Origin of the sequence: Nonomuraea sp. B1E8 (genome assembly GCF_039871515.1) — a bacterium.
Taxonomy (GTDB): domain Bacteria; phylum Actinomycetota; class Actinomycetes; order Streptosporangiales; family Streptosporangiaceae; genus Nonomuraea.
Map to the genome: position 1 here is coordinate 514,651 of NZ_JBDPLS010000002.1, position 24,357 is coordinate 539,007.

Consider the following 24,357-nt stretch of genomic DNA (forward strand, 5'->3'; position numbering starts at 1 on the left):
ATTGCCACTGAGAAATCCGCCGGACGGCTGCCGCGAAGGGCTTTGACCAGGCGCGGCGACAGGGCCGCGGCGGGTTTCTTGCTGGCCTGAGGTTCGTTACGATATCGGCGCTATAACCGCAAGGGAAGCTGACATTGCTTGACAATAGTGCTGACGTGCGGCTATTTCACTATTCAATTGGGTCGCTTACTGAGCGTGCCAATGCCAGCAACGCGCCGGTGAACGCCTCGGCGGGCGGCTTGACCAGGCCCGCGCCGACCTGGCCCGTGCCGGCCACGCGCCCCGCGATGCCGGTGTTGACGACGGGCAGCACACCCGTCCTGGCCACCAGGGCGAGGTCGATGCCGGTGGGCGTGCCGCGGAAACCGAGGCCCGGGATCTGGTAGGCGGGATGCTCGGCCAGCGTGATCTCGTACATCGAACGGGTGGCCCTGACGGCGTCGGAGACCTCGCCGCCGACGAAACGCACGATGGCAGGGGAGGCCGCCATCGCGAAGCCGCCCAGGCCGGAGGTCTCGGTGATGGTGGAGTCGCCGATGTCGGGGTTGGCGTCGCCGGGGCCGTACGCGCCGAGATAGAGCCCGTCGGGCACGCCTGCCGGGCCGGTGAACCAGCGTCCGCCCAGCCCCGAGACCTGCACGCCGAAGTCGGTGCCGTTGCGTGCCATCGCGACCACCAGCGACGAACCGGGCACGTCGCGGGCGGCGTCGGTGCTGACCTTGGCCGCGGCCATGCCGGCGTTGAGGAAGAAGTGGTCGTTGCCGTTGATGAAGCGCAGCACCCGCGCGGCGGCGCCGGGAGCGGCCTCCACCACGGCGGGCGCCAGCTCGCGCAGCAGCAGCGAGGTGGCGGCGCGGTTGCGGTTGTGCAGCTCGTCGCCCATCTGCAGCGCCTGAGCGATCAGCGAGCGCAGGTCGATCGGCCCGGTGCGCTCCAGCGCCGCGGCCAGGGCAGGGCCGAGCACCTGGTCCATCCAGCGCAGCCGCTCCAGCACCTCCGGCCCGTACGCGCCGTAGCGGAGCACCTTACCCAGGCCCTCGTTGAGCGAGCAGTAGGCGGTGCCGCCGTGCTCCTCGTCGCGCACCTCGAACACCCACATGGACGGGCTCACCACGCCCGCCATCGGGCCCACGGCGGCGTGCTCGTGGCACGGGCGCAGCGTGACGCCGCCCTCGGCGAGCGTGCGCCCGGCCTCGTGCTCGTCGCCCGCCAGGCCCTCCAGCAACATCGCGCCGATGAGGGCGCCGCGCATCGGGCCGGACGCGCGCTCCCACGTGATGGGCGGGCCCGCGTGCAGGAACGTCCCATCCGGTAGCACCTCTGAGGCGCGCCGTACGCCCATCAGGTGCGGGCGGGCGGAGGTCAGCCGGCTGACGGCCAGCTCGTTGGCGGCCTGCCTGCGCGGGTCGGCGAGGACCCTGGCCAGCGCCTCGGCCGTGCCGGGCAGCGGCGGCCGCCACGCCACGGGGACCGTCGGCACGGCCTGCGCCTTGAGCGCGTCGTCGAGCAGGCCGGCGCCGACGGTGACGACGCGGGGCGGTGCGGAGAGCAGGGTCACAGCAGGCTCCTGGCGTGCTGGGGGGCCTGGGCGTTGGAGGTGGACCGGGTCACAGCAGGCTCCTGGCGTGCCGGGCGGCCTGGGCGTTGGAGGTGAACACGGCCGCGCCCGCCTCGCGGAAGGCGGTGGCCTGGCGGTGCAGGTCCTGGGGGTCGCCCTCCGTGCCGACGAGGGCGATGACGACCGTGGCCGGGGCGCGGGCGACGGCGTGCGCGAGCGAGGCGGCCGGGTCGGGGTCGGCGCCGTGGCCGAGCACGACGTCCATGAGCACCACGTCGGTGTCCTCGGTGCGGGCGAGCGCCTCGACGCGGAGCGCCGGGTCGATCATGGGGTGGGCGCGTCCCCTGGTGTAGGCGTCGTCGCCGTAGTCGACGATGTCGCCGGAGCCGGCGACCATCGCGGCCTCCGCGCTGAGCGTGCCGCCGGCGTAGACGCCCTTGATCGCCTTGACGGGCGGGCGGCCGCCCGGCCACGACGGCCAGGACGGCCACTCGGGTACGGGCCTGCCGAGCGCGCGCAGCACCTGCTCCGTCGCCTCCGTGAGGTCGGGCGCGCCCTCCTGGAGCATCGCGCGTACGACCGGCGTGCGCAGCCGGCCCACCGACTCCTCCACGGCCCGCGCCACCTCCGGCGACGGCGGCTTGGAGATGAGCACGATCAGCTCGGTGGCCGGGTCGTCGTCCAGCATGCGCAGGGCCCGCAGCGCCGACAGGCCGCCCACCTCGGCCGACAGGTCCCTGCCGCCCACGCCGAGCACGTGGCTGACGCCCGTGCCCGCCCAGTCGAGCAGGGACGTCACCTGCTGCGCGCCGGTGCCCGAGGCCGCCACCACGCTCACAGGGCCGGGGCGCAGGACGTTCGCGAAGCCCAGGCCGACGCCGCCGATCACCGCCGTGCCGCAGTCGGGGCCCATCACGAGGACGTCCCTGGTTTCCGCCCGCTCCTTCAGCAGGCGTTCCTGCCACACGGGCACCCCGTCGCTGAAGATCATGACGGGCAGGCCCGCCTCGACGGCGTCCAGCGCCTCGGCGAAGGCGTGCTCCCCGGGCGTGGAGACGAGAACCAGGTCGGCCGGGGTCCGCGCGGCCGAGCGGGTGGTCAGCGGCGGTTGGTGCTCCGGCGCCGGATCCGCCCGCTGGTAGGTGGTCAGCTGCCGGTCGGCCTCCTCGACGGCGGCCTCGGTGTCGCTCGCGCGTACGGCGATCAGCAGGTCGCCCGGGCCGGTCTCCGGGATCGTGAACCCCAGCTCGCGCAGGATGGAGACGTTGAGATCGGTGGCCATGGCGACCATGGCAGCCCTTACACCCGGCAAGTCGGACAGTGCCCGGCTGACCCGCATGAGGGTCACCGAGTCGTGATAAGTCCCCCGACGTACCAGCACCATCTCGCTCACAGCGTCAACCACGGGCTCACTCACGGGCTCACTCACTGGTCCGGTTCCTGGTCGGCCAGGGCGAGGACCGCGTTCACCCCGATGGCGATGCCCTGCGCCAGATCGGCCCCCGAGGTGTGGCCGAGCCGGTGCAGCCGGCGCAGCGCCGGGTCGAGCGCCTGCGTGCCGGCGATGCCGCGCAGCACCCCGATCACCTCGGGGCTGGCCGCGCCTCTGGCCGCGCAGTGCAGGAGCGTGGCCGAGATGGGCGTCGTCCGCGTACGGGCGTCGAAGGTGACCGTCGCGCCGAGCCAGCCGGCCAGCCAGACCGCCCGGTCCACGCCGGCCGCCGCGCCCACGTGCCGCAGCGTCACCAGCAGCCCGGCCAGAACGTCGTCGCCGCTCGGCGTGAGCCCAGGCCCCAGGCCCACCAACTGCTCGGCCGCCGTCACCGCCCCCAGCAGCCAGCCCTTGGCGCACCCGCCCGCCAGCATGTCGACCGCGGCGTTGCCGGCCAGGCCCGGCTCGGGCGGGTCCGTCAGGCGGGCGGCGGCGCGCGCGAGGCTCGCCCGGTCGACCGAGCCCAGCGGCGGCGAGGGATCCCACCAGCGCCGGACGGTCAGGCTGAGCGGGCCCAGCTCGATCGAACGGTCGCCCACCGAAGCGTCGTCACCCACCGTGACCTTCGGGAGCGGGCCGGACAGCAACACGGAGTTGGGCAACCGGATCGCCTCGCCGGTGATGACCGCGATCACCGAAGGCTCCAGATCGGTCCTGACCTCCAGGTAGATCCCGCCGGGAAACGCGGCGAGCACGCGCGCCGGGCGGCGGGACGACTCCAGGACGGGACGTACCGCCGTGCTGGCCGCTCCCGTGACGTGGACGCGGGTACGTCTCGCGTGAGTACTGACCGTCACCAGACCTCCCAACCGACCCTGGTCCTGACCGTAGAACGGGCCGGGAACCCTCCGTACGGGTAAATTTGCCAACAGTGAGCGGGAAGGTTGGCTCTTCCTGACAGACGGTCTCCGGGGTCACAATCACATCCATGGAGCCCCCCGTGCGTCTGGCGAGCACCGGAACGATCATCCATGGCGTGTCCGTCGGCGAGGTGCTCGGCGTGTCCACCCTCGCCGACGCCAGACTGATCGCGGGGGAGAGCGGGCTGGGCCGCATCGTGCAGCGGCTCAACGTCATGGAGGTGCCCGACATCCTGGCCTGGGTCAAGCCGCACGAGCTGCTGCTCACCACCGGCTACCCGCTGCGCAACACGCCGCAGTCGCTCGGCAGGCTGGTGGCCGACCTGGACGAGCGCGGGCTGTCCGCCCTGGCGATCAAGCTGGGCCGCTACGTCGACGAGCTGCCCGCCGAGATGGCCGAGCAGGCCGACCGGCTCGGCTTCCCGCTCATCCAGCTGCCGGACGATGTCGGCTTCGACGACATCCTCAACCAGGTGCTCACCGACATCCTCAACCGCCAGGCCGCCGTGCTCGCCCGCGCCGAGGAGGCGCACCGGGCGCTGGTGCAGGTGGTGCTGGCCGGAGGCGGGCTCAACGAGGTCACCGCCGAGGTGGCGCACCTGCTCGACGTGTCGGTGGCCGCGGTCGACGGTTCGGGCCGCGTGCTGGCCGCCGCGGGGCCCGCGGGACACGTGACCGTCCTGTGCGAGTCGATCACCCACGAGGGACCCCCGGCGGCCGAGGCCGACGGGGCGCGCAAGCGGTCGTTCGCCTCGGTGCCGGTGCTGGCAGGAGGGCACCACCACGGCAGGATCGTCGCCTACAGCCCGTCCGCGGCCATCAGGGACGGCGACATCGGCATCCTGGAACGCGCCGCCACCGTCGCCGCGCTGGTCGTCACCCGCCAGGAGGCGGTCAACGCCGTCGAGAGCAAATACCGGGCCGACTTCCTGCGCGACGTGCTCACCGGACGGGCCGGCACGGTCGAGCGGGTCACGGCCAGGGCCAGGGCGTTCGGATGGGACCTGTCGCGGCCCGTGACCGTGCTGGTGGCCGAGCTCGACCCCGACGGCGACGAGCGCAGCGCCCAGGACCGGCTGGTGGCCTGCTGGACGGCCGCGATCAGGCGTCACGACCCCCAGGGGGCGGTGGCGGGGTTCTCGCACGAGGTGGTGGCCGTGGTCGACGCCTCCGCCGACGTCGCCAGGATGGCCAAGGACGCCGCCTGCGCCTTCCCCGACGCGCCGCCCGCGACGTTCTCGACCGGCACGTCCCGGCCGAGCCCGGGCGCGGAGACGCTGCCCGAGGCGTATGCGCAGGCGCTGAAGGCCGCCAGGGTCGGGCGGCAGTTGCACGGGCCCGGCGCGGTGGCCCACTTCGACCAGCTCGGCGTCTACCGGCTGCTGTCGCTGGTGAACGACACCGACGAGCTGCACGCGTTCGTCCGCGAGACGCTCGGGCCGCTGGCCACCGACGACGACGCCGAGAACGCCGACCTGCGGCGAACCCTCCAGGCCCTTCTGGAAACAAACCTGAACGTGGCGGAGACGGCCAGGCGGCTGCACTTCCACTACAACACGCTGCGCTACCGGATCGGGAAGCTGGAGCGGCTGCTCGGCGGCTTCACCGACGACCCGCACCTGCGGCTCAACCTGACCCTCGCCCTGCACGTGCTGCGCATGCGCGGCATCTAGGCTTGGGGTCTGTGGACTTCGAACTGCGCTCCGACTTCATCCCGCTGTGCGACCTGCTGAAATACTGCGGCATCACGGAGACGGGCGGCATGGCCAAACAACTCGTCGCCGAGGGCATGGTGCTCGTGGACGGCGAGGTCGAGCTGCGGAAGCGGGCCAAGATCCGGTCAGGCCAGGTGGTCAGCGGCGAGGGGTTCTCGATCCGGGTCGAATAGCCCGGGGGTTCACGTGAAGTCACCGCGATATTACGCAATGTTGACTAACATCGGGCGCGCCGATGAAAAGAAACGGCCCCCTGACGGGGGCCGTAGCACCCGGGAGCGTAGCCCCGGGCGGGTGACTCCATGTTAGGGCGTGATGGCGGTGTGCGACAGCCGAATCCAGGAATCGAGCGCGTGGGCGTCTACGTCGACGGCTTCAACCTGTACTACGGTCTGCGAGAGCTCGGCAGGCGGCGCCTCCTGTGGCTCGACCTCCGGTCCATGATCATGCGCATCCTGCGGGCGCACCAGCGCCTCGTGGCTCTTCGATACTTCACCGCGACGATTCGCAACGACCCGGCTGCCATCGCGCGACAGGAGGTGTACCTCGCCGCGATGGAGAGCATGGGCATCCAGGTGGTTATGGGCCGGTACCAGGAACAACTGATGCGCTGTCGTGCGTGTGGCGACACTCGACGCACCTACGCGGAGAAACAATCTGACGTGGCGCTCGGCGCGGCCATGGTCGCGGATGTGGCGACCGGAAAGGTCGATGTGGTCATGTTCGTGTCGGCCGAATCCGACCTGTGCGCGGCGGTCCATGCCATCAGGCGGCTGGATGACGAGCGCGCCACGAAGACCAGGATTGTCACACTCTTCCCACCCCGGAGGCGCTCGGAGAGCCTGCGACAGGTCAGCGACGCCTGGTTCCCGCTGGGCGACGCCATCCTCCGCCAGTCCCAGTTGCCGGACACCGTGCGCACACCTGACGGAGCCGTCTACCACCGTCCGCCGTACTGGAACTGACGGAAGGCGCCCAACTGCGGAGAGCGAGAGCTTTTCTCTGGTTCCCGGCGTAGATTTGGCAGATCATGCCCGTGTAGGAGTGATCCTGCGGGCCTAATGTGCCCGCAACGGAAAAGCGTGTCGCCGGCCCAGCGCAACGCCCGGTACAAGAGGGGCTCTCATGGTTTTGGGATGGACCAAGCACGGTGACGGCAAGCATCTGGCCCCGGGAGAGGTGGTCAGGCCCGACGAGCGGCTGAGCTGGCCCCGGATGGTGGGGTTCGGGGCGCAGCACGTGATCGCGATGTTCGGTGCGACGTTCGTGTTCCCCCTGGTGATGGGGCTGGATCCGAACATCGCCGTGATGATGTCAGGGGTCTCGACGATCCTGTTCCTGCTGATCGTGAAGGGCAAGGTGCCGAGCTATCTCGGCACCAGCGCGTCCTTCGTCGGCGGGGTGTTCGCCATCAGAGCGGCGGCGGGGGGCGACACAGCGGGAGCGGACGCGATCGTGACCGGCGCCATCCTGGTCGCCGGGCTCGTGCTGGCGCTGGCCGGGCTGGCCATCCACTTCCTCGGCGTGCAGATCATCCACCGGGTCTTCCCTCCCGTGGTCACGGGCGCGGTGGTGATGCTGATCGGGTTCGGGCTGGCGTTCGTGGTGGCGGACACGTACTGGCCGCAGGACCACTGGGTCGCCCTCGTCACGATGCTGATCACGTTCGTGGTGATCGTGCTGTTCAAGGGGTTCATCGGGCGGATCGGCGTGCTGGTCGGGCTCGTCGCCGGGTTCGTGCTGTCCTGGGTGCTGGACGGGGTGGCCGGGCCGATCACGTCGGTGCTGCCCGGCGCGAACCTGCGGGACGCCTCCGGGGCCGCCTGCCAGCCCGAGGGCACGTACTGCGTGGCGACGGCGTTCCCGCACGACCGGGTGAACTTCGAGTCGGTGGCGCAGGCGGAATGGATCGGGTTGCCGGAGTTCCACGGGCCCGACTTCAAGACCTCCGCCGTGCTGCTCGTGCTGCCCGCGATCATCGCGCTCATCGCCGAGAACATCGGCCACGTCAAGGCGGTCGGCGAGATGACGGGCACCGACGTCGACCCGTACGTGGGCCGCGCCGTGGCGGCCGACGGCCTCACCACCGCGCTCGCCAGCTCGGTCGGCGGCTCGCCCACCACGACGTACGCCGAGAACATCGGCGTCATGGCGGCCACCAAGGTCTACTCCACGGCCGCCTACTACATCGCCGGGGTCATCGCGATCCTGTTCGGCCTGTGCCCCAAGTTCGGCGCGCTGGTCGCGGCCACCCCCGGAGGCGTGCTCGGCGGCGTCACCGTGATCCTCTACGGCATGATCGGGCTGCTCGGCGCGAAGATCTGGATCGAGAACCGGGTGGATTTCGCCGATCCCGTGAACATGGTTCCGACCGGGGCGGGCATCATCCTGGCCATCGGACCTGTGCAGCACTTCATCGGGGGCGACTTCACCTTGGAAGGCATCGCGCTCGGCACCATCGTGGTTCTGGGCGGCTACCACTTGCTCAGAGCCATCGCCGGGCGCGCCCCCGGGCCGGCCGGGAGCGAGCCCGCGTGAAGCCGCCGCCGTTCGCGTACCACGCTCCCCGTGACGTCGGCGCGGCGCTGCGCACGCTCGCGCAGGTGCGCGGCAAGGTGCTGGCCGGCGGGCAGAGCCTGATCCCGCTGATGAACATGCGGCTGGCCGCGCCCGAGCACCTCGTCGACATCAACCGGATCGGCTCCCTGTCCGCGATCGACGCGACCCCGGCGGGCGTCAGGGTGGGCGCGCTGGTCAGGCACTCCGATGCCGAGCACGCGGGCGCGCACCCGCTGCTCACGCGGGCGCTGAAGCTGGTCGCCCACCCGGCGATCCGCAACCGGGGCACGGTGGTGGGCAGCCTCGTGCACGCCGACCCGGCCGCCGAGCTGCCGGCCGTGCTGGCGGTGCTGGACGGTACGGTCCGGCTGGCCCGCTGGGACGGCGGGGCCGTGGAGCGGGAGGTGCCGGCGCGGGAGTTCTTCGTCGGGCCTCTGGAGTCGGCGGTCCAGCCGGGCGAGCTGGCCGTGTCGGCGTACTTCCCCGCGCTGGGCCCGGGCACCGGCACCGCCTTCGAGGAGGTGGCCCGCAGGCACGGCGACTACGCGCTGGCCGGGGTCTGCGCCGTGGTCACGGTGGACGGCGACGCGCGCGTCACCGCCGCCAGGGTCGCCTGCGTCGGCGTAGGACCCGCGCCCGTCGTCGTGGACGTGACCGGGGCGTGCGGGGGAGGGGCCGGCGGCTGGTCGGAGGCGGCGCGGACCGTACAGGAGGAGACCGAGCCGGAGAGCGACGTGCACGCCTCGGCCGCCTACCGGCGGCACCTGGTGGGCGTGCTCGCCGAGCGGGCGCTGCGGAACGCGGCCAGGGAAGGGGCGGCAGCCCGTGGAGCATGAGATCACGCTCGTCGTGAACGGCGCGACCAGGCGGGTGAGGGTGCCCGCCCGCCGGCTGCTGTCCGACTGCCTGCGCCACGACCTCGGGCTGACCGGCACCCACGTGGGCTGCGAGCACGGCGTCTGCGGCTGCTGCACGGTGCTGCTCGACGGCCGGCCGATACGCTCGTGCCTGACGTTCGCGGTCACCGTCGACGGGCAGGAGATCACCACCGTCGAGGGCCTGGCCCGCGAGGGAGCGCCGTCGCCTGGACTGAGGAGCGCAAGGAGCGCAGCGACCGGAGCGACGAGGGAAGGCGGCGGATTTGAGCGACCGAGCCGCCTCCACGAAGTGGAGGCCGTGAACACGAGGGAAGGCGGCGGATCCGAGCGACCGAGCCGCCCCCACGAAGTGGAGGCCGTGAACACGAGGGAAGGCGGCGGATCCGAGCGACCGAGCCGCCCCCACGGAGTGGAGGCCGTGAACACAGAGCTGTCGCCGGTGCAGCGGGCGTTCGCGGAGTGTCACGGGCTGCAGTGCGGGTTCTGCACGCCGGGGTTCCTGTGTACGGTCACCGCGTTCCTCAGGGACAATCCGGCGCCGTCGGACGACGAGATCGTCGAGGGCATCTCGGGCAACCTGTGCCGGTGCACCGGCTACCAGAACATCGTCAAGGCCGTGCACCGGGCCGCCGAGCTGCTGGCGGAGGAGACATGACGACGAGGTTGTTCGGGGAGCCCGTGCAGCGGCGCGAGGACCCGAGGCTGCTCACCGGGCAGGGGCGCTATCTCGACGACCTCGGCCGCGACGCGCTCGCCGCAGCCTTCGTGCGCTCGCCGCACGCCCACGCCCGCATCCGCGACATCGACGTGGCGGCCGCACTCGACGTGCCGGGGCTCGTCGCGATCTACACCTGGGAGGACCTGCCCGAGCGGGTGGGCAGGGCGCTCCCGCTGCTGATCCCGCATCCTGCCCTCACCCACGGCCGCACCGCCTACCCGCTGGCCCGCGACGTGGTCAGGCACGTCGGCGAGCCGGTCGCCATGGTCGTGGCGAGCGACAGATATGCCGCCGAGGACGCCTGCGCGCTCATCGAGGTGGACTACGAGCCGCTCAAGCCGGTCGTCGGCCTGGAAGAGGCCGTGCAGGGGGCCGCGCTCGTACACGAGGACGTGCCCGGCAACGTCGGCGCCCATCTCGTGCAGGAGGTCGCGGCGGCCGACGGCCGCGGCGCCGGCGAGGTGATCGAGGCCGCGCCGCACACGCTCTCCTTCCGGCTCGACATCGAGCGCAGCGCCAGCATGCCCCTGGAAGGGCGCGGGGTGTACGCCCGATGGGACGGCAGAGACCTGCGCGTCTACTCCAGCACCCAGACCTCCACGAGCGTCCGCATGGCCGTCGCCGCCACGCTCGGCCTGCCGCTGCCGCACGTCGAGGTGATCGCGCCCGACGTCGGCGGCGGCTTCGGCGTGAAGATCGTGCACCCGTGGCCCGAGGAGATCCTCGTGCCGTGGGCCGCCATGACGCTCGGGCGCGAGGTCAAGTGGGCCGAGGACCGCAGGGAGCACTTCATCTCCTCCGCCCACGAGCGCGCGCAGATCCAGCACGTGCGGGTCGGCTTCGACGGCGACGGACGCGTCCTGGGGCTGGACGTGACGATCCGGCACGACCACGGCGCCTACACGCCCTACGGGATCATCGTGCCGATCGTGACGTCCACCCAGCTGCTGGGGCCGTACAGGATCGGGGCCTATCGCGTCGAGTTCGCCTCCGTCTACACCAACACCGTGCAGGTCACCCCCTACCGTGGGGCGGGCAGGCCGCAGGCCGTGTTCTGCATGGAGCGGACCATGGACAAGATCGCCCGCCATCTGGGCAAGGACCGCACGAAGGTGCGGGCGGTCAACTTCATCCAGCCGGAGGAGTTCCCGTACGACCAGGGCATGACCTTCCAGGACGGGCGCCCGCTGATCTACGACAGCGGGAACTACCCGGAGATGCTCCGCATGATCAAGGAGCTGATCGGCTGGGACGAGCACGAGAGGCGTCCCGGGCGCGGCATCGGCATCGGCTGCTACGTCGAGGGCACCGGCGTCGGCCCTTACGAGGGCGGGCACGTGCAGGTCACCTCCGACGGCCGGGTGCACGTCTCCACCGGGCTCACCTCGCAGGGCCAGGGGCACGAGACGGTGTTCGCCCAGATCGCCGCCACCGAGCTGGGCGTGCCGATCGAGCGGGTCAGCGTGGTCACCGGCGACACCAGGAGGTTCGGCTACGCGGTCGGCACGTTCGCCTCGCGCGCGGCCGTCATGAGCGGCAACGCCATCGCGCTGGCCTGCAGGAAAGTACGCGAGAAGGCACTGCGCATCGCGGCCGACGCGCTGGAGGCCGACCCGGCGGACCTGGCGATCGACGACGGGATGGTGCACGTGGCGGGATCACCGTCGGCGTCGATCCCGCTGTCCACGGTGGCCGTGCTGGCCAACCCGCTGAGGTACGCCTTCGACGACGAGGCGGCCAAGGCGACCCAGTTCTCCGGTGCGGCCTCCCCTGACCGGCCGCCGGTCGCCGAGGGGGAGGAGCCCGGCCTGGAGGGGCGCGACTACTACTCGCCGATCAGATCCACGTTCGCGTCGGGCATGCACGCCGCCATCGTCGAGACCGACCCCGACACCGCCGAGATCAAGGTGGTGCGCTACGCCGTCGTGCACGACTGCGGGCGGCTGATCAACCCCATGATCGTCGAAGGGCAGATCCACGGCGGGGTGGCGCAGGGCATCGGCGGGGCGCTCTACGAGCGCATGGTGTACGACCCGCACGGCCAGCTGGTGAACGCCTCCTTCATGGACTTCCTCATGCCGTACGCCACCGAGATCCCGCACGTCGAGACGGCCCACCTGGAGACGCCCTCGCCGCTGAACCCCCTCGGCATCAAGGGCGCGGGCGAGGCCGGCGTGATCCCCGTCTCCGCGGTCATCGCCTCGGCCGTGGAGGACGCCGAGGGCATCGACGTGGACCGTATGCCCATCTCCCCGTCCGAGCTCTTCGCGCTCCGCGAGCTCCGCTCCGGCATGGGATGATCCGGTCTCGTGCCGGATCTGCGTGCCCCCGGAGCGGGCCTGACCTCCTTCCCCGGCGTTCCCGACGGCGTCCGCCTGATCGACCTGGCCTGGAACGCGATCACCGAGGTGCCCGGGTGGGTGGCCGGGCTCGGCTCGCTGGAGGAGCTCAGGCTCGACGGCAACCGCCTGCGCGCCGTGCCCGACCTGTCGGGGCTGGCCGCGCTGCGCGCGCTGCACCTGGACGGCAACGCGCTGACGGCCGTCCCGGCCTGCCCGCCGGGCCTGGAGACGCTCTCGCTGTACGGCAACCGCGTCCGCACGCTGCCCGAGCGGCTCGGCAGGCGGCTGCGGCACCTGGCGGCGGGCCGGAACGCGTTGACCGAGGTGCCGGGCTCGTTGTGGGAGCTGACCCGGCTGGAGTCGCTCAACCTGGCCGAGAACGCGTTGACCGAGGTGCCGGCGGCCGTCGGCGGGCTGGCCCGGCTGCGCATGCTCGACCTCGGGCACAACCGGCTCACCTCCATCCCGCCCGAGCTCGGCGACCTGGCGCTCACCGACTACCTCTACCTGAGCGACAACCTGTTCACCGAGGTGCCCGCGGCGATCGGGCGGCTCGACCGTCTCGCCTACCTCAACCTGACCGCCAACCGGCTCACCCGCCTGCCGGAGGCGCTGGGACGGATGGCCGCGCTGGTGGAGCTGCGGCTCTACGACAACCGCCTGGAGTCGCTGCCCGAGACGGTCGGCGGGCTGACCCGGCTGCGTGAGCTGCACCTCCAGGGCAACCGGCTGACCCGGTTGCCCGCGGCCATCGCCGAACTGGAGGAGCTGCGGGTGCTCGACCTGCGCGACAACCTGCTCGGCGAGCTGCCGGACACGTTGCCGTCCGGGCTCAGGCAGCTCGACCTGCGCAACAACCGGCTGCGCGAGCTGCCGGACCGGCTGCCCCCGCTGGACAAGCTCGACCTGCGGTGGAACAAGCTCGACGGCGAGCCGGAGGTGCTGCGCCGGCTCGCCGCGCGTGGGTGCGTCGTTCTGCGCTGAACCGAGGTGCCGGGTCGTGCGTACCTCCGCACATGACGACTTTTCCACGCTTGGCCGCTTTCGCGCTGCTGGCCGGGCTGGTCGCCGGATGCTCCTCAGGGGGCTGGAGCGACTACGTCGCGGCAGGCGCGAGCGGGCAGCCCGCGGCCCCGCTGACCGTCGAGCAGCTCTCCGCGAAGGTCGGCTGCACGCCGAAGATGCAGGTCGAAGGAGACGACCTGCGCACCGGGTTCTGCAAGACCTCCGACGGCAGGTTCTTCGTCAACACGTTCAGGACCGAGGCGCTCAAGGACGCGTGGATGGATCAGGCGCCCGAGTACAACCCCCACCTCGTCGGCCCCCGCTGGACCGTCCTGGGCCCGCTCGAGGTGCTGGAGTCGATCCAGGAGCGGCTCGACGGAGACCTGCACCTGACCGACCACCGCGTCTCGCAGACGCCCACGCCGGCCACCTGACCCGTGGAACGCGTACCTCCGCACATGACGGCACCGCGGCGCCTCGCCGCGCTCGCGCTGCTGGCAGGGCTGGCCGCGGCCTGCTCCGTGGGCGATGGGAGCGGCGGCTACCTCGCGGCCGGCGGGCGGGCCGGGGCCGCCCCCCTCACCGTCGAGCAGCTGTCCGCCAGGGTCGGGTGCGAGCCGCGCCTGCGGGCCGGCGGTGCCGGTGTCCGCTCAGGACACTGCACGACCCCTGACGGCGAGTTCGTCGTGACGACGTTCGCCACGCGGGCGGGCAGGGACGCCTGGATGGGCGCCGCCCCCGCGGGCGCCCCGCACCTCGCGGGCGACCTGTGGACCGTCACGTCCAGCCGCAAGGTGCTCGACCTGCTGGGCGAGCGGCTCGGCGGCGAGCTGCACATGACGGATCCGGGGAGCGGTGAGATGCGGGTCGTCGAATAGTCCCGCTCACAGGCAGCTCCGTACCCCGGGGCCGGCCAGGACGAGCAGGGTCACGCGGTGTGCGCGCAACGCGCGGATCCTGGCCGGCTCGGCCCGCCCGGCTTCACCTCCGGTCTGAAAGCCGGAGCACTGCCGACGCTTCTGGTAGCCGATCCGCGAGGCGACCGCCCGGACGTGGGCGGCGGGCTCGGCGCTCACCCCAGAGCCGCCCGTCGTGGCGCGGGAGGCCGTCGCCGGCGACACCCCCGCGGCCCTGGCCACGTCGACGCGCGTAAGGTCGCTCTGCCATGCGGACGGTCCCCCTTGTCTGGGGCCGGATCCCGTGTGATCGTGACCGAAAGCGCTTACGAAAGCGCTTTCGCGGCGCCTCTCCTGACGGGAGTCTCCTCGATGGCACGACTTTCCAGCGGCCTAGTGATCATCTCGATGTGCGGTCTGGCGCTGACCGCCTGTGCGAAGACCGATGAACCCGGCGCCGCCCCGTCACCCGGTCAGCGGCAGGGGCCGGTCAAGATCGGCATCTCGCTCCCGCTCACCGGCGACTTCTCCGAGCCGGGCAAGGGCATCCAGGAGGGCTACCAGGTCTGGGCGGACCGGGTGAACGCCAAGGGTGGCCTGCTGGGCAGGAAGGTCGAGCTGATCTTCCGTGACGACGCCTCCGACCCCAACCGGGTCAGCTCCGACTACGAGTCCCTCATCACGCAGGACAAGGTCGACCTGGTGTTCGGGCCGTTCTCCTCGCGGCTGGTGATTCCCGCGGCGAAGGTCGCCGAGTCGTACGGCATGGTGTTCGTGGAGCCGGCCGGGGCCGCGAAGGAGGTCTTCGAGCAGGGCTTCAAACGGCTCTTCTACGCGGCCCCCGCGATCGCCGACGACCACTACGACTACCTGGCCGACTATCTCATCAAGCTGCCGGCCGACCAGCGGCCCAAGACGGCGGCGTACGCGAGCCTGGACGACCCGTTCGCGCAGGGCACCGCGTACGGGCTGCGCGACAGGCTGGCCGAGGCGGGGATCAGGACGGTCGTGGACGAGATCTACCCGCCGGAGACCACCGACTTCTCGCCCATCGCCGCCAAGATCGCCGCGGCGAAGCCGGACCTCGTCGTCGGGGGCACGCAGTTCGAGGACTCCGTGGGCCTGGTGCGCGCGCTGCAGGAGCTGAAGGTGCAGCCCAAGCTGGCGGCGTTCTCGACGGGGCCGACGCTGGCCGAGTTCCCCGCCGCGGTGAAGGGGGCGGCCGAGCACATCGTCTCGCCCGTCGGGTGGTCGGCCGCCTCGACGTTCACCGGCAACGAGGAGATGGTCAGGCGGTACAAGGAGATGTTCGGCGGCGCGGCCAACGAGGACGCGGCCAACGGCTACACGGTCGGCCAGATCATCGAGGCCGCCGTGACCGCGGCCAAGTGCGCCGACCCGGGCAAGGAGTGCCAGGACAAGCTGACCGAGCACATCAGGCAGGGCACGTTCGAGACCGTCGTGGGCCCGCTGTCCTTCGACGACAAGGGCCGGCCCGAGCAGGCGCACATGATCCAGCAGTACGTGGACGGCAAGATCGAGATCGTGCTGCCCGAGCAGGCGAAGACCGCCGACCTCGTCTACCCGAAGCAGGCATGGTGAGCCTGCTCCTGCAGGGGCTGGCCCTGGGCGTGCTGACGGGCGGGCTCTACGCGCTGCTCGCCTCGGGCCTGTCGCTGTACTTCGGCGTGATGCGGGTCGTCATGGTGGCCCACCCGGCGTTCCTCTTCCTGGCCGCCTACCTGACGTACACGGTGCACACGGCGCTCGGCGTGGACCCGTTCCTGGCCCTGCCGGTGACCGTGCCGGTCTTCTTCCTGCTGGGCGTGGCGGTGCAGCGGCTGCTCGTCGCCCGGCTGGCGCCGGAGAACGTGGCGATGATGTCGGTGCTGCTGACGTTCGGGCTCGCGCTGACGATCGAGGGGCTGCTCGGGACGTTCTACACGGGCTCCTACAAGTCGGTCAGCATGGAGTACGCGACCAGGTCATTGACCGTCGCCGGCGTGCACCTCCCGTACGACAAGATCATCGCCTTCGGGGTCGCCGCGCTCACCCTCGGCGTGCTCTTCGCCGTGCTGGTCAGGAGCAGGTTCGGGCAGGCGCTGCGGGCCACCATCCAGCACCGCGAGGCGGCCAGGCTGGTCGGCGTCCCGACCGAGCGGGTCGCCGGCTACGGCTTCGGCGTCGGCCTGGCCACGGCGGCCGTCGGCGGGACCGTACTGGCTCTGATCACGCCGTTCTTCCCCGCCTCCCACTGGGTGTGGATCGGCAAGCTGATGGCGATCATCGTGGTCGGCGGGCTCGGCAGCGTGGCCGGCGCGGCGCTGGCGGCCGTCCTGCTCGGCGTCGTCGAGGGCATCGTGCTCGTCACCGTGGACGCCACCTGGGCGACGATGATGTTCTACGTCTTCCTCTTCCTGACCCTGCTCGCCCGCCCGCAGGGGTTCTTCGGAGGCCGCCTTGCGCACCGCTTCTAGAGGGCTCCCGCTGCTGGTCGCCGCCCTGGCGATCGCCTATCCCTGGCTGGTGCCCAACTACTACCTCGTGTACGCGGGCGCGCTGACCGTCATGTACGCCGCCATGGCCACCTCCTGGAACCTCCTGGGCGGTTTCACCGGCTACGTCTCGCTCGGCCACTCGGCCTTCTTCGGGCTCGGCGCGTACGGCACCGGGCTGCTCGTGACCCGGCTGGACGTGCCGTGGGCGGTGGCCCTGCCGGTCTCGGCGCTGCTGGTCACCGTGTTCGCCGTGGGCGTCGGCGTCGCGGCCGTACGGGTGCGGGGCGCGTCGTTCGTGATCGTGTCGATCGCGCTCGTGTCGATGATGAACCTCGTCGTGCAGGGCTGGCGCTCGCTGACCGGCGGCTCCACCGGCCTGCAGGTGCCCTCGCCGTTCCCCGGCCTGCACCGGGGGCAGACGCACCTGGTCTTCTTCTACCTGTTCCTCGTGCTGCTCGGGCTCGCGCTGCTGTCCTGGTGGTACGTCTCCCGCTCCCGCTTCGGCGCGGGCCTGCGGGCGATCAGGGAGGACGAGGACAAGGCCGAGTCGCTCGGCGTGCCGACGGCGGCGTACAAGGTGGCCGCCTTCGCCCTGTCGGCCCTGTTCGTGGCGCTGGCGGGCGGCCTGTACGCGCTGTGGTTCGGCAGCCTCGATCCGATCTTCATGTTCTCCATCCTGATCGGCTCGTACATGGTGCTGATGAGCCTGCTCGGCGGGGTCCGGCACGTGTACGGCCCGCTGCTCGGCGCGCTCATCGTGGCGCCCGCCGGCGAGTATTTCCTGATCGCGCTCGGCGAGACGCAGGTCCACCTGGCCGCGACGGGCGTGCTGCTCATCCTGGTTGTGCTGTTCATGCCGGAGGGCATCCTGTCCAGGCTCACCAGGACGGGCCCGGGGCCGTCCATCCCGGAGGAGAGCGCCGGGCAGCGGCTGGAAGGGGCGGCCCGATGACCTCGCTGCGCACGGAGGGCCTCACGAAGTCGTTCGGCGGCGTGCCCGCGGTGCACGGCGCCACCGTAGAGCTGCTGGAGGGTCAGGTCAACGGACTCATCGGACCCAACGGCTCGGGCAAGACCACGTTCTTCAACCTGATCACCGGCATGATCAGGCCCGACTCGGGGCGGGTGCTCTATCGCGAGCGCGACATCACCCGCCACGCGCCGCACCGGATCGCGCACGCGGGCATCGGCCGCACCTTCCAGCTCTGCCGGGTCTTCCCGCGCCTGACCGTGCTGGAGAACATGCTGGTCGCGGTCCGCCGTACCCGCCTGCGGGAGCTGCTGGCCGGGCTGCACGACAGGGACGAGGCCGAGCGCGCCCGCCGCTGGCTGCACCGCATGGGCATCGAGCACCTGGAGCACGCCGAGGCCCGCGACCTGTCCTACGGCCAGCAGAAGCTGCTCGAACTGGCCGCCGTGCTCATGGCCGAGCCGGACCTGGTGCTGCTCGACGAGCCCGCCGGCGGCGTCAACCCGGCGCTGATCGACCGCATCGTCACCCTCGTACGCGAGCTGAACGCCGAGGGACGCACCTTCCTCGTCGTCGAGCACAACATGGACATGGTGATGGGCATGTGCGACCACGTGATCGTCTTCGACCGCGGCGCGCCGATCGCCGCGGGCCCGCCCCCGGAGATCAGGGACGACCCCCGCGTGCTGGAGGCGTATCTCGGTGTCTGAGGTGCTGCTCGCCCTGGAGAACGTCGTGGCCGGGTACGGCAGGGCGGCGCCGGTGCTGCGCGGCCTGTCCGTCACCGTGCGCGCCGGCGAGGTCGTCTGTCTCGTCGGCCCCAACGGCGCGGGCAAGTCCACCGTGCTCAAGGTCGCCAGCGGCCTGCTCGCGCCCAGGTCGGGCCGGGTGCTGCTGGCGGGGGAGGACGTGGCGGGCCTGTCGCCGCAGCGGCTGCTCGGCCGCGGGCTGGCCCACGTGCTGCAGGGGCACAGCGTGTTCCGGGAGATGACGGTGGCGGAGAACGTGCGGCTCGGCGGCTACACCGTCCGCGACCAGGCCGTGCTGAACGCCAGGATCGAGGCGGTCAAGGAGTTGTTCCCCGTCGTGGCCGAGCGGTGGGGGAGCGTGGCCGGTCTGCTGTCGGGCGGCCAGCAGAAACAGGTCGAGTTCGCCCGAGCCCTCATGCTGGAGCCGGCCGTGGTGCTGCTCGACGAGCCGTCGATGGGGCTCGACCCGCGCAACACGCAGGTCGTGTTCGACCAGATCGACCTCATGCGCGGGGCCGGGGTGGCGGTGCTGCTGGTGGAGCAGAACGCGCGCAGGGCGCTGGAGATGGCCGACGTCGGCTGCGTGCTCGACCTCGGCCAGGTGCACATCTCCGGCCCCGCGCGCGAGCTGGCGGCCGACCCGCGGCTCGGCCGCCTCTACCTCGGCGGAGCGCCGTCTGACCACACGGCCGGGGGTGCGGCTACGCCACGCCCACCCGGACCCGCCTCCTGAACACCCAGTACGTCCACCCCTGGTAGACCAGCACGAACGGCAGCGCGATGAGCCCGATCCAGCTCAACATCGTCAGCGTGTAGGGGCCGGAGGCGGCCTCGGCCAGCGTCAGCCCGGGCAGCGGCCGCGCGTGCAGCTCCACGAAGACGGCCAGCGTGGTCAGCACGATGGCGCCCGCCGTGGCCGCGAACGCCCAGCCCTCCCTGCGGCGCCAGATCAGCGCCGTGGCCGCGGCCAGCGCCGCCATGGCGGCCAGCGCGGGCGGCGTGCCCAGGCCCGACAGGGCGAACACGGCCACGGGGACGGCCACGGCGCTGGCGGCCATCGCCGCGACGCGGGCGCGGCGGCGTACCGGTCCGGTGGTCTTCAGCGCCAGGAAGACGGCGCCGTGCAGGACGCACACCGCCAGCGTGAACGCGCCTCCGAGCAGGGCGGCGAGCGGGCGGTCGAACAGCAGGCCGGCGAAGATCGCGCCCCAGAGGAACGCCGGGAGCGCGCTGCCCGCCACGACGCCCAGGTCGCACCAGCGCGGGGAGACGACCTTGCCGCGCCACTCCAGGCCGACCCCGCGCACGATCAGCCCGACCAGGACGAGCACGACCGGCAGGTAGAAGGAGCTGAACACGCCCGCGTACCAGGCGGGGAACGCGGCGAACATGGCGCCGACCGCGGTGATCAGCCACACCTCGTTGCCGTCCCACACCGGGCCGATGGTCTGCAGGCTCTGGCGCCGCTCCTCGGCGTTCCCGCTCACGAGCGGCGCCAGCATCCCGACGCCGAAGTCGAAGCCCTCCAGCACGAAGTAGCCGGTCCACAGGAAGGCGATGATGACGAACCACAGATCGATCACTGTCCGCTCCCTCAGTACATCAGCGACGGTTCGAGCTGCTCGGTCGCGGCCGCGGGCCGCCGTTCCTCCTCGGCGCCCCCGCGGACGTGCCGGACGAGGAGCACGACCTCGGCGACGGCGAGCGCGCCGTACAGCAGCGTGAAGACGGTCAGCGAGGTGGCCACCTCGGCCAGGCTCACGCCGGGCGACACGCTGGCGGCCGTCAGCAGCTCGCCCGCGACCGTCCACGGCTGGCGGCCGATCTCGCTGAGCAGCCACCCGGCGGTCACCGCGGCCAGCGGCAGCGGCAGGGCCAGCAGGAAGGCCCGCGCCAGCCACCTCGGCATGTCACGCCTCCCGCGGGTCAGCCAGAGGCCGAGCACCGACAGGCCCACCGTGGCCATCCCGAACCCGATCATCACCCGGAACGACCAGAACACGACCGCCTGGTTCGGCCGGTAGTCTCCGGGGCCGAACTCCTGCTCGAAGCGCCGCTGCAGGTCCTCGGTGCCCTGGACGGTGGCTCCCGCGTCGTGGGTGGCCAGGAAGCTCAGGACGGCGGGGATCTCGATGCCCGGGGCGACGCTGAACGCCGCGCCGGCGGTGTCGCGCTCGAGCCCTTCGGCCGAGGCCAGCTTCATGGGCTGCTGCTCGTACATCAGCCTGGCGGACGTGTCGCCCGTGCCCGCGACGACGGCCCCCGCGATCGCGGTCATGATGAGCGCGCCCCTGGCGGCGCCGCGCCACATGCCCGCGCGCGTCCTCAGCAGCCAGTATCCGCTCACGGCCAGCACGAAGCCGCCCGCCACGACGAACGCCGCCCCGATCACGTGGGGCACCTGGGCCAGCGCCGTGGGGTTGGTGAGCACCGCCCACAGGTCGGTCATCCTGGCCTTGCCGCCGACGACCTCGTAGCCGACGGGGTGCTTCATCCAGGCGTTGGCGGCCAGGATGAAGTAGGCCGACAGGTTGGACCCGATGGCGGCCGCCCAGATGCACGCCAGGTGCGCCCTCTTCGGCAGCCGGTCCCAGCCGAAGATCCACAACCCCAGGAACGTCGACTCCATGAAGAAGGCCAGCAGCGCCTCCATCGCCAGGGGCGCCCCGAAGACGTCGCCGACGAACGTGGAGTATTCACTCCAGTTCATCCCGAACTGGAACTCCTGCACGATGCCGGTGACCACGCCCATGGCGAAGTTGATGAGGAAGAGCTTGCCGAAGAACTTCGTGAGCCGCAGGTAGTGCTCCTTGCCCGTGCGGTGCCAGGCCGTCTGCAGGCCCGCCACGAACACGCCCAGACCGATGGTCAGCGGCACGAACAGGAAGTGGTACACGGTGGTCACCCCGAACTGCCACCGTGCGAGGTCAAGTGCGTCCATCGTCTGCGTCGACTCCCGTGAGCTCTACAAGCTGTAGTACATCTACTTGCAGTAGTACTACAAGCTGTAGAGCAATGGGGTGCGACCTTGGTCACAGTCCTTCTCCCGTCTGGCAGGTGTTGCCCTTATCCGCCCGGACGCGGCCGCCTAAAGTTGCTCCATGAAGGTGGGTGGCAGCGCCGTGATCGGCGTGCGAAGAGATCAGGTGTGGACGGCGCTCCAGGATCCGGCGGTGCTGGTGCGCACCATTCCGGGATGCGAACGCCTGGAGGAGTCGGGACACGACACGTACCGGATGACGGTCAACGCGGGTGTCGCCTCCATCAAGGGGGTCTACCAGGGGGAGGTGGCGCTGACCGACCCGCTCGCGCCCGAGTGCTTCACGCTCAGGGCCCGCGGGCAGGGCGCGCCGGGGACGGTGGACGCCACCGTCGTGGTACGGCTGACCGAGATCGACGGCGGGACCCGCGTCGATTACGACGCCGACGCCGTGATCGGCGGGATGATCGGCGGGGTCGGGCAGCGCATGCTCGGCTCGGTGGCCAGGCGGACGGCGGGCGAGTTCTTCTCGGCCGTCGAGGAGCACCTGCTCGCACCGGCCGAAACCCCCGCCACCACCTCAGGTACGGCGGCTCCGGCCTCCGGAGACCTGGCTCTCTCCGGCCCGGCCCCCGGCGACCTGGCCGCGCAGGCTCCCGCCGGCCCGGCTTCCGGAGGTCCGGGTAGGCAGGGCGTCACCGCATCGGGAGCCGCCGCGGCCGTGGGCGGTGTCCGGCCGGCCGGGGCCGTCTACGAGCGGCCCGCCAAGGCGCGCGCGGAGACGCGGCCATGGGTGATGCTGGCGTCGTTCGGCATGGGCGCGGGCGTGGCGGTCGGCGGCGTCGTGGTGGGCTGGCTGCTCGGCCGCGGCTCCCGGCGCCGCGACTCCTGACTGGCGGGCGGAAACAGGTGGTGAGGAGCGTGGCGGCGTGGCCGGGGCTCTCGCGGAAAAGGATCTCCGGGCGTAGCGTGGCTGTATGCGGCAGGCACACGCTGAAGACGCAAGGACCGAGGCCAGACGAGTCGTACGCAACCTGCTCGGCGAGGAGCGCCCGACGGCCCCTGCCCTCATCGACGGCGTACGCCCCGTGCTCGGGGACGAGCGGACCGATCGCACGCTGGAGCTGGCGCTCGGGGCGTCGCTCACGAGACGCTCGGCCGAGCTGGCCGCCATCGCCGCGCTGCTGGTCGGCACCCGCGAGCTGGGCGCGGAGTGGTGGACGCGGCCCAGGGGCGGCAAGCTGCCCCCTCCCGACGAGGTGGTGCGCACGGCCGTCGCGATCGAGCCGTGGACCGATCTGACCGCGCTGGAGATGCTGGCGGCCTGGATCGCCGACGACGCCGCCGACCAGCTGTGGGGCCGGCCCGTCGCCGAGGTCGACCTCAACTCCTGGCAGGCCGAAGACCGTTTCCGCCTGCCGCCGGGGGTCAGGCCAGGGCAGCGGCTCGTGGTCCACTTCGACGCGGGCGGGCGGCTCGACGCGGTCGTCACGCGCCGGTCCGACGACGACCTCGGATCCAATCTGGACTTCCACTCGCTGCGTTACTCGCGCCCCGCCGAGGCGCAGTGGAGCTGGGGCGTGGCGGCCGGGCTCGGGCCGCACCGGCTGCCAGGGGAGCACCCCGACCCGTACGCGCGCGAGGTCCCCGCGGCGGCCTCGGGTGTCCTGCGCGACTGGGCCATGCGCCACGGCGCCACCCGCGAGCAGCTGGGCGAGCGGTGGGAGACCGTGGGGGACGTCGTGGCCGCCATCGAGCGGGTCGACTGGATGTGGCGCAGCGGCGAGTGGTTCGGGTGGTGGCGCGGCGCGTCGGCGCTGGTGGACGACTCGGCCTACCTGCCGTACCGGCTGGAGGAGCTCGCCGCGGGCTGACGCGCCCCCGGCGGGGGCGGCGCGGCAGGCAGGCGCCGATCATCCAGCTCGCCGCGCCCGCCGACGGCTGCGACGACGACGGTTACTGCCCCGTCTGAACGGGCTCATGAAGGGCGTCCACCGAGCCCTCGCCGAGCCGGCCGGAGCGGTGGTGCCTGCGGCAGAGCACCTGGTAGCGCACGCGTGAGGCGTCGGTGTCGCCGATCACGACCTGCTCGCCCGTACGCGCCATCGCCCCGCCCACGACCCTGGCGTTCAGCTGCCCGGGCCGGCCGCACCAGCACAGCACCTCGACCTGCAGCCGGCACACCTCGTCGGCCAGCTCGAACAGCCGCTGGGCGGCCGGGAACATCACCGAACGGAAGTCGGAGGCCAGCCCGAACGCGTACACGTCGACGCCGTGCTCGTCCACCAGGTCGGCGAGCTGCTCGATCTGCTCGACCGTGTAGAAGCAGGCCTCGTCGCAGATCAGGTAGTCGATCCTGTCGTGCGTGGTCACCAGCCGGACGAGATCGAGATCGTCCTCCACCTCGATCGCATCGAGGCCGAGCCCTATCCGGCTGGTGACCTTGGGGCCGCCGGAGCGGTCGTGCTTGGTCAGGACCAGGCCACGCCTCCCTTGCCGACCGTGGTTGTAGTTCATCTGGAGGGCGAGCGTGGACTTCCCGCAGTCCATGGGGCCGAAGTAGAACTTCAGCACCGCATCCCTGACACCAGACGGCACCGCAGACAAGGCAGACACTTCAGTCACGGGCCGCCAGCTTAGCGGCTTGGCTTGTTCCATGACCTCGTGGGACATTTCTCCCCTGGAGTTACAGGAGGAAGTGTGGTCACCGACAATCCGCCGTCCAACCCGCCCTCGACCCCGCCGTCCGGCGGGCCGTCCAGCGCGTCGTCCAGCCCTCCGGCGCTCGACGCGATGATGTCCCAGGACGACATCACGGCCGCCCAGGCCGAGGCGACCCGATGGCGCTACGGATTCCTCGTCGTCGTCACCGGGATCGTCGCCGTCCTGGTCGCCTTCGGCGCCGCCGTGTTCGCCACCCGGGAGTTCGCCGTGCTGTTCGCGGGCGTGGCCGGTGTGATCGGCACCATCATCGGAGCGTATTTTGGGGTGCAGGCAGGTCAGTCAGGCAAGGCCAGGGTGGAGGCAGAGCTCTCCCGCTCCCAGGAGATGGTGGTGAGGCTGGCCGCGTACGTCGGCACAGACAACGCGCCCCGGGTCATCGACGAAGTTCTCGGCCGTCGCCGAAGCTAGAGGAG

Annotated in this window: 25 protein-coding genes; 18 read left to right on the forward strand and 7 right to left on the reverse strand. The window is 71.7% G+C overall.

The window, feature by feature from the left end:
* Nucleotides 1-169 precede the first annotated feature (169 nt).
* From ABGA98_RS11380 to ABGA98_RS11390, 3 genes are all read right to left on the reverse strand, one after another.
* On the reverse strand, nt 170-1,558 hold the full coding sequence (locus tag ABGA98_RS11380) for a DUF1116 domain-containing protein (protein WP_347618171.1): 1,389 nt from the start codon (nt 1,556-1,558) through the stop codon (nt 170-172).
* Between the two features lie 49 nt (nt 1,559-1,607).
* Entirely contained in the window at nt 1,608-2,840 is a 1,233-nt protein-coding gene (locus tag ABGA98_RS11385) for an FdrA family protein (RefSeq protein ID WP_347618172.1), read from the reverse strand.
* A 143-nt stretch (nt 2,841-2,983) separates the two neighbouring features.
* Nucleotides 2,984-3,847, reverse strand: coding sequence for a DUF2877 domain-containing protein (locus ABGA98_RS11390; RefSeq protein WP_347618173.1), 864 nt, complete (start codon nt 3,845-3,847; stop codon nt 2,984-2,986).
* Between the two features lie 131 nt (nt 3,848-3,978).
* Between ABGA98_RS11390 and ABGA98_RS11395 the strand changes: the two genes are divergently transcribed.
* From ABGA98_RS11395 to ABGA98_RS11440, 10 genes are all read left to right on the forward strand, one after another.
* Nucleotides 3,979-5,583, forward strand: coding sequence for a PucR family transcriptional regulator ligand-binding domain-containing protein (locus tag ABGA98_RS11395; RefSeq protein WP_347618174.1), 1,605 nt, complete (start codon nt 3,979-3,981; stop codon nt 5,581-5,583).
* 11 nt (nt 5,584-5,594) lie between these two features.
* Entirely contained in the window at nt 5,595-5,798 is a 204-nt protein-coding gene (locus tag ABGA98_RS11400) for an RNA-binding S4 domain-containing protein (RefSeq protein ID WP_220446781.1), read from the forward strand.
* 180 nt (nt 5,799-5,978) lie between these two features.
* On the forward strand, nt 5,979-6,590 hold the full coding sequence (locus ABGA98_RS11405; protein WP_347618175.1) for an NYN domain-containing protein: 612 nt from the start codon (nt 5,979-5,981) through the stop codon (nt 6,588-6,590).
* A 160-nt stretch (nt 6,591-6,750) separates the two neighbouring features.
* Nucleotides 6,751-8,163, forward strand: a complete 1,413-nt coding sequence (locus tag ABGA98_RS11410; RefSeq protein ID WP_347618176.1) for a solute carrier family 23 protein — start codon at nt 6,751-6,753, stop codon at nt 8,161-8,163.
* Nucleotides 8,160-9,020, forward strand: a complete 861-nt coding sequence (locus ABGA98_RS11415; protein WP_347618177.1) for an FAD binding domain-containing protein — start codon at nt 8,160-8,162, stop codon at nt 9,018-9,020. The genes ABGA98_RS11410 and ABGA98_RS11415 overlap by 4 nt, the downstream gene beginning before the upstream one ends.
* On the forward strand, nt 9,010-9,717 hold the full coding sequence (locus ABGA98_RS11420; protein ID WP_347618178.1) for a (2Fe-2S)-binding protein: 708 nt from the start codon (nt 9,010-9,012) through the stop codon (nt 9,715-9,717). Before ABGA98_RS11415 ends, ABGA98_RS11420 begins: the two co-directional genes overlap by 11 nt.
* Nucleotides 9,714-12,080, forward strand: coding sequence for an aerobic carbon-monoxide dehydrogenase large subunit (gene cutA / locus ABGA98_RS11425; protein WP_347618179.1), 2,367 nt, complete (start codon nt 9,714-9,716; stop codon nt 12,078-12,080). The genes ABGA98_RS11420 and cutA overlap by 4 nt, the downstream gene beginning before the upstream one ends.
* A 9-nt stretch (nt 12,081-12,089) precedes the next feature.
* Nucleotides 12,090-13,106 (forward strand): leucine-rich repeat domain-containing protein, encoded by a 1,017-nt coding sequence (locus ABGA98_RS11430; protein WP_347618180.1) that lies wholly within the window; start codon nt 12,090-12,092, stop codon nt 13,104-13,106.
* Nucleotides 13,107-13,156: 50 nt separating this feature from the next.
* Nucleotides 13,157-13,561, forward strand: a complete 405-nt coding sequence (locus ABGA98_RS11435) for a hypothetical protein (RefSeq protein ID WP_347618181.1) — start codon at nt 13,157-13,159, stop codon at nt 13,559-13,561.
* 24 nt (nt 13,562-13,585) lie between these two features.
* A complete protein-coding gene (locus ABGA98_RS11440; RefSeq protein ID WP_347618182.1) occupies nt 13,586-14,005 on the forward strand; it encodes a hypothetical protein in 420 nt (139 codons plus the stop codon).
* Nucleotides 14,006-14,011: 6 nt separating this feature from the next.
* On the opposite strand, the gene ABGA98_RS11445 is transcribed toward ABGA98_RS11440, so the two are convergent.
* Nucleotides 14,012-14,266: a helix-turn-helix domain-containing protein gene (locus tag ABGA98_RS11445; protein ID WP_347618183.1), complete on the reverse strand. Its 255-nt coding sequence runs from the start codon at nt 14,264-14,266 to the stop codon at nt 14,012-14,014.
* Nucleotides 14,267-14,395: 129 nt separating this feature from the next.
* On the opposite strand from ABGA98_RS11445, the gene ABGA98_RS11450 reads away from it, so the two are divergent.
* The 5 genes from ABGA98_RS11450 to ABGA98_RS11470 are packed head-to-tail and all read left to right on the forward strand — an operon-like array spanning nt 14,396 to nt 18,973.
* A complete protein-coding gene (locus tag ABGA98_RS11450; protein WP_347618184.1) occupies nt 14,396-15,625 on the forward strand; it encodes an amino acid ABC transporter substrate-binding protein in 1,230 nt (409 codons plus the stop codon).
* A complete protein-coding gene (locus tag ABGA98_RS11455) occupies nt 15,619-16,500 on the forward strand; it encodes a branched-chain amino acid ABC transporter permease (RefSeq protein ID WP_347618185.1) in 882 nt (293 codons plus the stop codon). Before ABGA98_RS11450 ends, ABGA98_RS11455 begins: the two co-directional genes overlap by 7 nt.
* On the forward strand, nt 16,484-17,473 hold the full coding sequence (locus ABGA98_RS11460; RefSeq protein ID WP_347618186.1) for a branched-chain amino acid ABC transporter permease: 990 nt from the start codon (nt 16,484-16,486) through the stop codon (nt 17,471-17,473). Before ABGA98_RS11455 ends, ABGA98_RS11460 begins: the two co-directional genes overlap by 17 nt.
* A complete protein-coding gene (locus ABGA98_RS11465) occupies nt 17,470-18,201 on the forward strand; it encodes an ABC transporter ATP-binding protein (protein ID WP_347618187.1) in 732 nt (243 codons plus the stop codon). Before ABGA98_RS11460 ends, ABGA98_RS11465 begins: the two co-directional genes overlap by 4 nt.
* Nucleotides 18,194-18,973, forward strand: coding sequence for an ABC transporter ATP-binding protein (locus ABGA98_RS11470; protein ID WP_347618188.1), 780 nt, complete (start codon nt 18,194-18,196; stop codon nt 18,971-18,973). The genes ABGA98_RS11465 and ABGA98_RS11470 overlap by 8 nt, the downstream gene beginning before the upstream one ends.
* On the opposite strand, the gene cydB is transcribed toward ABGA98_RS11470, so the two are convergent.
* Together cydB and ABGA98_RS11480 are read right to left on the reverse strand one after the other, a co-directional pair.
* Nucleotides 18,942-19,823, reverse strand: a complete 882-nt coding sequence (cydB, locus tag ABGA98_RS11475) for a cytochrome d ubiquinol oxidase subunit II (protein WP_347618189.1) — start codon at nt 19,821-19,823, stop codon at nt 18,942-18,944. The genes ABGA98_RS11470 and cydB overlap by 32 nt on opposite strands.
* Before the next feature lie 11 nt (nt 19,824-19,834).
* A complete protein-coding gene (locus ABGA98_RS11480; protein ID WP_347618190.1) occupies nt 19,835-21,181 on the reverse strand; it encodes a cytochrome ubiquinol oxidase subunit I in 1,347 nt (448 codons plus the stop codon).
* Between the two features lie 160 nt (nt 21,182-21,341).
* On the opposite strand from ABGA98_RS11480, the gene ABGA98_RS11485 reads away from it, so the two are divergent.
* Both ABGA98_RS11485 and ABGA98_RS11490 read left to right on the forward strand, forming a co-directional pair.
* On the forward strand, nt 21,342-22,112 hold the full coding sequence (locus ABGA98_RS11485; RefSeq protein ID WP_347618191.1) for a carbon monoxide dehydrogenase subunit G: 771 nt from the start codon (nt 21,342-21,344) through the stop codon (nt 22,110-22,112).
* Between the two features lie 85 nt (nt 22,113-22,197).
* Nucleotides 22,198-23,094, forward strand: coding sequence for a hypothetical protein (locus ABGA98_RS11490; RefSeq protein ID WP_347618192.1), 897 nt, complete (start codon nt 22,198-22,200; stop codon nt 23,092-23,094).
* Nucleotides 23,095-23,176: 82 nt separating this feature from the next.
* Here ABGA98_RS11490 and ABGA98_RS11495 read toward each other — a convergent pair whose 3' ends face one another.
* Nucleotides 23,177-23,794, reverse strand: coding sequence for a thymidine kinase (locus tag ABGA98_RS11495; protein WP_347618193.1), 618 nt, complete (start codon nt 23,792-23,794; stop codon nt 23,177-23,179).
* A gap of 126 nt (nt 23,795-23,920) precedes the next feature.
* Here ABGA98_RS11495 and ABGA98_RS11500 point away from each other — a divergent pair, with 126 nt between their 5' ends.
* Nucleotides 23,921-24,352, forward strand: a complete 432-nt coding sequence (locus tag ABGA98_RS11500) for a hypothetical protein (RefSeq protein ID WP_347618194.1) — start codon at nt 23,921-23,923, stop codon at nt 24,350-24,352.
* The last annotated feature ends 5 nt before the right edge of the window (nt 24,353-24,357 follow it).

Excerpts from the sequence above, each read along its gene's own strand:
- ABGA98_RS11465 (WP_347618187.1), top strand. The coding sequence starts at position 17,470 with ATGACCTCGCTGCGCACGGAGGGCCTCACGAAGTCGTTCGGCGGCGTG.
- ABGA98_RS11395 (WP_347618174.1), top strand. The coding sequence starts at position 3,979 with ATGGAGCCCCCCGTGCGTCTGGCGAGCACCGGAACGATCATCCATGGC.
- ABGA98_RS11450 (WP_347618184.1), top strand. The coding sequence starts at position 14,396 with ATGGCACGACTTTCCAGCGGCCTAGTGATCATCTCGATGTGCGGTCTG.
- ABGA98_RS11485 (WP_347618191.1), top strand. The coding sequence starts at position 21,342 with ATGAAGGTGGGTGGCAGCGCCGTGATCGGCGTGCGAAGAGATCAGGTG.
- ABGA98_RS11410 (WP_347618176.1), top strand. The coding sequence starts at position 6,751 with ATGGTTTTGGGATGGACCAAGCACGGTGACGGCAAGCATCTGGCCCCG.
- ABGA98_RS11490 (WP_347618192.1), top strand. The coding sequence starts at position 22,198 with ATGCGGCAGGCACACGCTGAAGACGCAAGGACCGAGGCCAGACGAGTC.
- ABGA98_RS11385 (WP_347618172.1), bottom strand. The coding sequence starts at position 2,840 with ATGGCCACCGATCTCAACGTCTCCATCCTGCGCGAGCTGGGGTTCACG.
- ABGA98_RS11440 (WP_347618182.1), top strand. The coding sequence starts at position 13,586 with ATGACGGCACCGCGGCGCCTCGCCGCGCTCGCGCTGCTGGCAGGGCTG.
- ABGA98_RS11455 (WP_347618185.1), top strand. The coding sequence starts at position 15,619 with ATGGTGAGCCTGCTCCTGCAGGGGCTGGCCCTGGGCGTGCTGACGGGC.
- ABGA98_RS11480 (WP_347618190.1), bottom strand. The coding sequence starts at position 21,181 with ATGGACGCACTTGACCTCGCACGGTGGCAGTTCGGGGTGACCACCGTG.
- cutA (WP_347618179.1), top strand. The coding sequence starts at position 9,714 with ATGACGACGAGGTTGTTCGGGGAGCCCGTGCAGCGGCGCGAGGACCCG.